Origin of the sequence: Pseudomonas sp. QC2, assembly GCF_002859085.1 — a bacterium.
GTDB classification, from domain to species: domain Bacteria; phylum Pseudomonadota; class Gammaproteobacteria; order Pseudomonadales; family Pseudomonadaceae; genus Aquipseudomonas; species Aquipseudomonas petroselini.
On the sequence record NZ_PKKS01000016.1, the window covers coordinates 110,706 to 116,963 of the forward strand.

Sequence of the window (6,258 nt, forward strand, 5' to 3'; positions counted from 1 at the left end):
ACAAATCCTTACGCAATTTTCAGCAGAGAGGGGGAGTGCGCAGCGAACAAAGGCGCTGCACGTTCTGCCGCGAGTTGAATACGGGCTTTTAAGAGTTCGCTGGTTATCTGGTAGTCGGTGAAGTCAGCCTCGGTGGCGTAGACGCCGATCGGCAGGGTCAGCGCCTGGAAGAAGCTGAACAGCGGTCGTAACTGATGATCGAGGACCAGTGCGTGGCGTTCGCTGCCGCCCGTGGCTGCGAGCAATACCGGTGTGTTGATCAGCGCATTGAGGCCGATCAGGTCGAACAAATGCTTGAGCAAGCCTGGGTAGGACCCGCGATAGACCGGTGCGGCGACGATCAGCAGGTCGGCCTGTTCGATAGCCAACAGTTGCGCTTCGACTTCAGCGGGCAGTTCATCGCGCGACAGTGCGCCCCCCAGCGGCCGGGCGATGTCGCCCAATTCGATCAGGGTGGTCTGGATCGGCAGCAACGTGGCCAGTTCAGCCAGCACAGCCTGGGTCAGCACCAGGGTGCGGGACGGACGCCAGGTTCCGCCGGAGAGGGCAACGACATTCAGTGGACGTGTCATGAACAGTTCCTTTTTCAACAGTGGTTCATAGCAGGTGGGTTGCAACCTGTTGAGCAAGAGCTGTACCAACGGGTGCAGGCCTTGATTGGCGTGGGTTGCAGGCTCACTGCTGAAAACTGCTGCTGTTGGCTGCCTGGTGATTTGTTGAATGACTGTTGGGTGAGCAACAGTTGCGTGGGCAACAGTGCCGTTGCTGTGTAGCGACATTTATAGAGGGTTAGTTTTATTCCGTAAATAAACGTATTTCCATATTTATAGATCATAAAGAAATATAAAGGTGGAGCTATCGAAGGTGCTTAAGCGGTTGATAGCAACTATCACGGGAGGTGATTTTTCACCGTGCAGGGGCCGGAGTAGCCTGTGTTCATTGACTCGAAACCTCCTTTGCAGGGCTACCGCCATGAACCGATTCCTCGCTGTTTCCTTATTGATTGTCAGCTCCGTCCTTGCCGGATGTGCGAACCATCCTTCACCTGAATTGCGTCCCTACACGGCGGAAGAAACCAAACAGTTGGCCCTGGAAGCATTGAGCCGCCGTGGTTTGTCGTTTGATGAATACCAACAGCAGCGCGCCGCACTGACCGGCCAGCCACAGAAACCCTTCGGCTTTGATCGCCAAGGTGAAATGAATGCCGAGCGCAGCGTGACCTTGCACGGTCGTCCGAGTTGAGTTCGCGCCTGGCGACAAAAAGCCCGAGGTTTCCCTTAAGAAACCTCGGGCTTTTTGTTTGCCATTGGGCGACTTCAGCCTGTTAAGCTGAATTTCAGGAGCGTTCCTACGCACATTTACATAAAGTGGTCCTTCTTTAATGGCATTCGATCGGTTAAACCTGACGACCTCTGTCCCGGTCCGTGCCCCTGAGACGCTGCTCTCGGGAACCTGCTCTGCGAGTTTCTAACGTAATGAATAAACGTCCGCTGTATTTCGACTACGCCGCCACCACGCCGGTGGATGAGCGGGTCATCCAGGTGATGGTCGAGTGCCTGGGCTTCAATGCCAATTTCGGTAACCCCGCGTCCAGTTCCCATGCGTTCGGCCAAGCAGCCCGGCAAACGGTTGAACAGGCGCGTCGCCAGGTGGCCGAGCTGGTCGGTGCCCAACCTGAACAAATCGTCTGGACCTCCGGCGCCACGGAATCCAACAACCTTGCGATCAAGGGCGTGGCCCAGGCGCGGGGCGTGGCGGGTGGGCATATCATCACCAGCCAGATCGAACACAAAGCCACCCTGGATACCGCGCGGCAACTGCAGGAAGCTGGCGTAGCCGTGACCTACCTGGTGCCGGATGCCGATGGGTTGATCAGCGTCGAGGCGGTCAGCGAAGCGCTGCGCGAAGACACCTTCCTGGTCTCGCTGATGCTGGTGAATAACGAGCTTGGCACCCTCAACGACATCCCGGCCATTGGCGCTCGCGTGCGTGAACACGGCGCGTTGCTGCATGTGGATGCGGCGCAGGGCGCGGGCAAGGTGGCGATCGACCTGGCGCAGTGGCCGGTGGATCTGATGTCGTTTTCGGCGCACAAGCTGTATGGCCCCAAGGGTATCGGCGCGTTGTATGTCGGGCCACGGGCGCAGCAGAAAGTCTTGGCGCAGATTCACGGCGGCGGTCACGAAGGCGGCCTGCGCTCCGGCACGTTGGCGACTCATCAGATTGCCGGCATGGGCACCGCGTTCGCCTTGGCGGCGGCGTCGTTCGCTGAAGAAAAAGCCGTGATCGTTGCCTTGCGCCAGCGTCTGCTGGATCAGTTGGAATCGATTGCCGGCGTGCGCCTCAATGGCAGCGCTACACAACGTATTCCACACACCCTGAGCCTCACCTTCAGTGAAGGCGAATTCAATGCCGCTGCGTTGAGTGCGGGGATCGCGTTTTCCGCGACGTCCGCCTGCAATTCGGCGAGCAATACGCCGTCCCATGTGTTGCTTGCCTTGGGCCATGATGCACGCAGCGCCGGCCGTACCATTCGCTTGAGCCTGGGCCGGTTTACCACCGAGCAGGATATCGATCAGGCTGTGCAGTTGATCAAAGCGACCCTTGCCAGTGCACCGGCGTTCTGGGCGGTCTGATTCATTTATCGCAACACATAATAATTATTCGTGGTTAGCAGGAGACACAATGAGTACGCAGCCCTTGACCCATGGAACGGTACCCCAGCGCCTGGCGCATACCCGTGAACTGATGAGCCGCGAGGGCATTCACGCCCTGCTGGTGCCGTCGGCCGACCCGCACTTGTCCGAATACTTGCCGGGTTACTGGCAGGGGCGGCAATGGTTGTCGGGCTTTCATGGTTCGGTGGGGACATTGATTGTCACCGCGGACTTCGCCGGTGTGTGGGCCGATAGCCGCTACTGGGAACAGGCGAGCAAGGAGCTCAAGGGCAGCGGCATCGAATTGGTCAAGCTGCAGCCGGGTCAACCCGGTCCGCTGGAATGGCTGGCCGAGCAAACGCCGGAAGGGGGTGTCGTTGCGGTCGACGGTGCGGTGATGGCGGTGGCCTCGGCGCGCACTCTAGGCGGCAAGTTGGCGGAGCGTGGTGCGCGCTTGCGTACTGATATCGATCTTCTGGATGAAGTCTGGCGGGACCGCCCGGCTTTGCCGAACCAACCTATCTATCAGCACCTGCCACCGCAAGCCACCGTCAGCCGTGGTGAAAAACTCGCCTCGCTGCGCGCCGCCTTGAAAGAGAAGGGCGCCGATTGGCACTTCATCGCCACCCTGGATGACATCGCCTGGCTGTTCAACCTGCGCGGCGGAGACGTTTCGTTTAACCCGGTGTTTGTGTCCTTTGCCTTGATCAATCAACAGCAGGCCATGCTGTTTGTGGCGCTGAGCAAAGTCGATGCGCAACTGCGGGGCGTGCTGGAGCAAGATGGCGTGACGCTGCGCGACTACAGCGAAGTGGCTGACGCATTGCGCGCGGTACCGGCAGGCGCCAGTTTGCAGGTCGACCCGGCTCGCGTCACTGCGGGCTTGCTGGAAAACCTCGATGCGGGCGTCAAGCTGGTCGAAGGACTCAACCCGACCACATTGGCCAAGTCCCGCAAGAGCCTGGCCGACGCGGAGCATATCCGCCAAGCCATGGAGCAGGATGGCGCGGCGCTGTGCGAATTTTTCGCTTGGCTGGACAGTGCACTGGGCCGCGAGCGCATCACCGAGCTGACCATTGACGAGCACCTGACTGCGGCACGCACCCGTCGCCCCGGTTATGTGTCGCTGAGTTTCAACACCATCGCCGCATATAACGCCAATGGCGCGATGCCGCATTATCACGCCACTGAAGAAGAACATGCGCTGATCGAAGGTGATGGCCTGTTGCTGATCGATTCAGGTGGCCAGTACCTGGGCGGCACCACGGATATCACGCGGATGGTGCCTATCGGTACGCCGAGTGACGAGCAGAAGCGTGATTGCACCCGCGTACTCAAGGGCGTGATCGCCTTGTCCCGTGCACATTTCCCGAAGGGAATTCTGTCGCCGCTGCTGGACGCCATTGCACGCGCGCCGATCTGGGCTGAAGGCGTGGACTACGGCCACGGTACCGGGCATGGCGTAGGCTATTTCCTCAATGTGCATGAAGGTCCGCAGGTGATTGCCTATCAGGCCGCCACCGCGCCGCAAACGGCCATGCAGCCGGGGATGATCACCTCCATCGAGCCGGGCACTTACCGTCCGGGCCGTTGGGGCGTGCGCATCGAGAACCTGGTGCTGAACCGCGAAGCGGGCGAGACCGAGTTCGGTGAGTTTCTCAAGTTCGAAACCCTGACCTTGTGTCCGATCGATACCCGTTGCCTGGAACCGTCGCTGCTGACGGCGGATGAGCGTGAGTGGTTCAACGCTTACCACGCGCACGTGCGTGAGCGTTTGAGCCCGTTGCTCAGCGGTGCCGCGCTGGAGTGGTTGCAAGTACGCACTGCCGCTATCTGATCGGCTGCAGTTCAGGAGCCTGGGCGAGGGCGTCGGCCATAGAGTCGACGCCCTCGCCTGGGGCCGGCTGTCGCCGATACCGCATGGATTGGCGTCAATGAAGGGCCGAATGTGTATCTGGCGTTTAATAGGAGCAGTCAGGGAGACTGCTCGAGCGATTACTTGCAGATGACGATCATGCTGCGGCTGGTGTAGCCGGCAGGGTTGAGGCCGAAGGGGTAATCCCCTGGTTCCTCGGAGTTGTCACCGGACTTTGCGATTACCCGATAGCCCTTGACGCCACAGGAGTTGGTTGCACTGGTGTAGCACTGGTCCCAGGAAGAGGACAGGCCGGAACAGTTGATATGCAGCCCTTTTTTGCCACGTTTTACTTCTGTCTTGGTGGTCGCGGCGCAGCCAGCAATGGCCATGACCATTAACAGTATCAAAATTCGCTTCATTCCTATCCTTAATAGCCGCCTCGCAATGTTAGAGGCAGGCTCTACTCGCTCTCGGGTGTAGCGTTTGCGCTGTCCTTGTCGAAACTCTCCATGAATGACATTCGTTTGCGGCTTAAACATGGCCTAAATGCGTGCTAAATGCCAGAGCTACATTCAAACAGAATTCAATCCGCTGGAACCAACGGCTTTGACTCGCTGCGCATCGTCACTGTGGCACCTACGGAGGCCAGAATGATGCAGGTGATTGCCAGCCACTGCGCGATGGATAAGTGCTCATGTAGGAATAGCAGGCCGGAAACAGCTCCGAAAGCGGGTTCGATGCTCATCAGCGTGCCGAAGGTGCGGGCGGGGAGGCGCGTCAGTGCCACCATTTCCAACGTGTAAGGCAGAGCCGTGGACAGAATGGCGACGCCGATCGCGACCGGGATCAGTGCAGGCGTCAGCAATGCGCTGCCCGCATGGACGATGCCGATAGGCGCGACGAACAATGCGGCGATCATCACGCCAAGAGCGGCGGTCTGGACGCCGTTGTCATTACCGGCTTTCTGCCCATATAGAATGTAGAGCGCCCAGCAGACACCAGCCCCCAGCGCGTAACCAGCACCGAGCAAATCGATGCCACTGCTGGCTTCCCCCATGGGGATGAGTAGGAGAAGGCCGATAATTGCGAGGACAATCCACAGGAAGTCTACTGCGCGTCGAGAGGCATAGATGGCTACGGCAAGCGGCCCGGTAAACTCGAGGGCGACCGCAATGCCCAGAGGCACGCTGCGCAAGGACATATAGAAGAGGAAGTTCATGCCACCCAGTGCCATCCCATAAACGATGACGGTGCGCAGGGATTTGGTCGTCAGCTTGGCGCGCCAAGGACGTAGGAGAAGCAGCATGATAACGCTGGCGAAAATCAGACGCAGGGCTGTGGTGCCTTGTGCGCCGACGATAGGAAACATGCTCTTGGCCAGCGAGGCGCCGGACTGGATGGAAGCTATGGCGATCAACAGCAGGCCGACGGGGAACAATGTCGAGGCCAGGCTGCGGGGGGAGGTGGTCATTGGAAGTGTTTGTCCGAGGTCATATTGATAGAAGCGTGGGCGCTATGATGCTTAAGTGTTTGCTGTTGAGCAATATAGTGCTCAATTATCCTTTCCGACACCCTTTAAGGGGCCATGTTGGCGGTTTTCAGGTCCTTTGATAGAAAAAGCAAATTAAGGGTTGACGGCAGATTCTGGAAGTCTATAATTCGCCCCACTTCCGGCGCAGTCGAAACGGAAAACTCCTTGGTAAACAAAGAGTTACGCAGAATTCGACAGCGAGTTGCTTCCGT

6 protein-coding genes are annotated in these 6,258 nt (G+C 58.7%); 3 read left to right on the forward strand and 3 right to left on the reverse strand.

The annotated features are described in order from the left end of the window. Nucleotides 1-8: 8 nt before the first annotated feature. Complete coding sequence (msuE, locus tag QCBJ_RS14585) at nucleotides 9-572, reverse strand: FMN reductase (protein ID WP_012723304.1); 564 nt, start codon at nucleotides 570-572, stop codon at nucleotides 9-11. A gap of 400 nt (nucleotides 573-972) precedes the next feature. Between msuE and QCBJ_RS14590 the strand changes: the two genes are divergently transcribed. The 3 genes from QCBJ_RS14590 (at nucleotide 973) to QCBJ_RS14600 (ending at nucleotide 4,494) form a co-directional block, all read left to right on the forward strand. Beyond that, nucleotides 973-1,242: a hypothetical protein gene (locus QCBJ_RS14590; RefSeq protein WP_064052260.1), complete on the forward strand. Its 270-nt coding sequence runs from the start codon at nucleotides 973-975 to the stop codon at nucleotides 1,240-1,242. 233 nt (nucleotides 1,243-1,475) lie between these two features. After that, nucleotides 1,476-2,636: a cysteine desulfurase family protein gene (locus QCBJ_RS14595; RefSeq protein ID WP_012723305.1), complete on the forward strand. Its 1,161-nt coding sequence runs from the start codon at nucleotides 1,476-1,478 to the stop codon at nucleotides 2,634-2,636. A 49-nt stretch (nucleotides 2,637-2,685) separates the two neighbouring features. After that, nucleotides 2,686-4,494, forward strand: a complete 1,809-nt coding sequence (locus tag QCBJ_RS14600; protein WP_102061096.1) for an aminopeptidase P family protein — start codon at nucleotides 2,686-2,688, stop codon at nucleotides 4,492-4,494. A gap of 158 nt (nucleotides 4,495-4,652) precedes the next feature. Here QCBJ_RS14600 and QCBJ_RS14605 read toward each other — a convergent pair whose 3' ends face one another. Both QCBJ_RS14605 and rhtA read right to left on the reverse strand, forming a co-directional pair. Continuing rightward, entirely contained in the window at nucleotides 4,653-4,934 is a 282-nt protein-coding gene (locus QCBJ_RS14605; RefSeq protein ID WP_012723307.1) for a hypothetical protein, read from the reverse strand. A 164-nt stretch (nucleotides 4,935-5,098) separates the two neighbouring features. Then, entirely contained in the window at nucleotides 5,099-5,986 is an 888-nt protein-coding gene (gene rhtA / locus QCBJ_RS14610) for a threonine/homoserine exporter RhtA (protein WP_102061097.1), read from the reverse strand. Between the last annotated feature and the right edge of the window lie 272 nt (nucleotides 5,987-6,258).

Coding starts and splice junctions, on each gene's coding strand:
- msuE (WP_012723304.1), bottom strand. CDS start 572: ATGACACGTCCACTGAATGTCGTTGCCCTCTCCGGCGGAACCTGGCGT.
- QCBJ_RS14590 (WP_064052260.1), top strand. CDS start 973: ATGAACCGATTCCTCGCTGTTTCCTTATTGATTGTCAGCTCCGTCCTT.
- QCBJ_RS14595 (WP_012723305.1), top strand. CDS start 1,476: ATGAATAAACGTCCGCTGTATTTCGACTACGCCGCCACCACGCCGGTG.
- QCBJ_RS14600 (WP_102061096.1), top strand. CDS start 2,686: ATGAGTACGCAGCCCTTGACCCATGGAACGGTACCCCAGCGCCTGGCG.
- QCBJ_RS14605 (WP_012723307.1), bottom strand. CDS start 4,934: ATGAAGCGAATTTTGATACTGTTAATGGTCATGGCCATTGCTGGCTGC.
- rhtA (WP_102061097.1), bottom strand. CDS start 5,986: ATGACCACCTCCCCCCGCAGCCTGGCCTCGACATTGTTCCCCGTCGGC.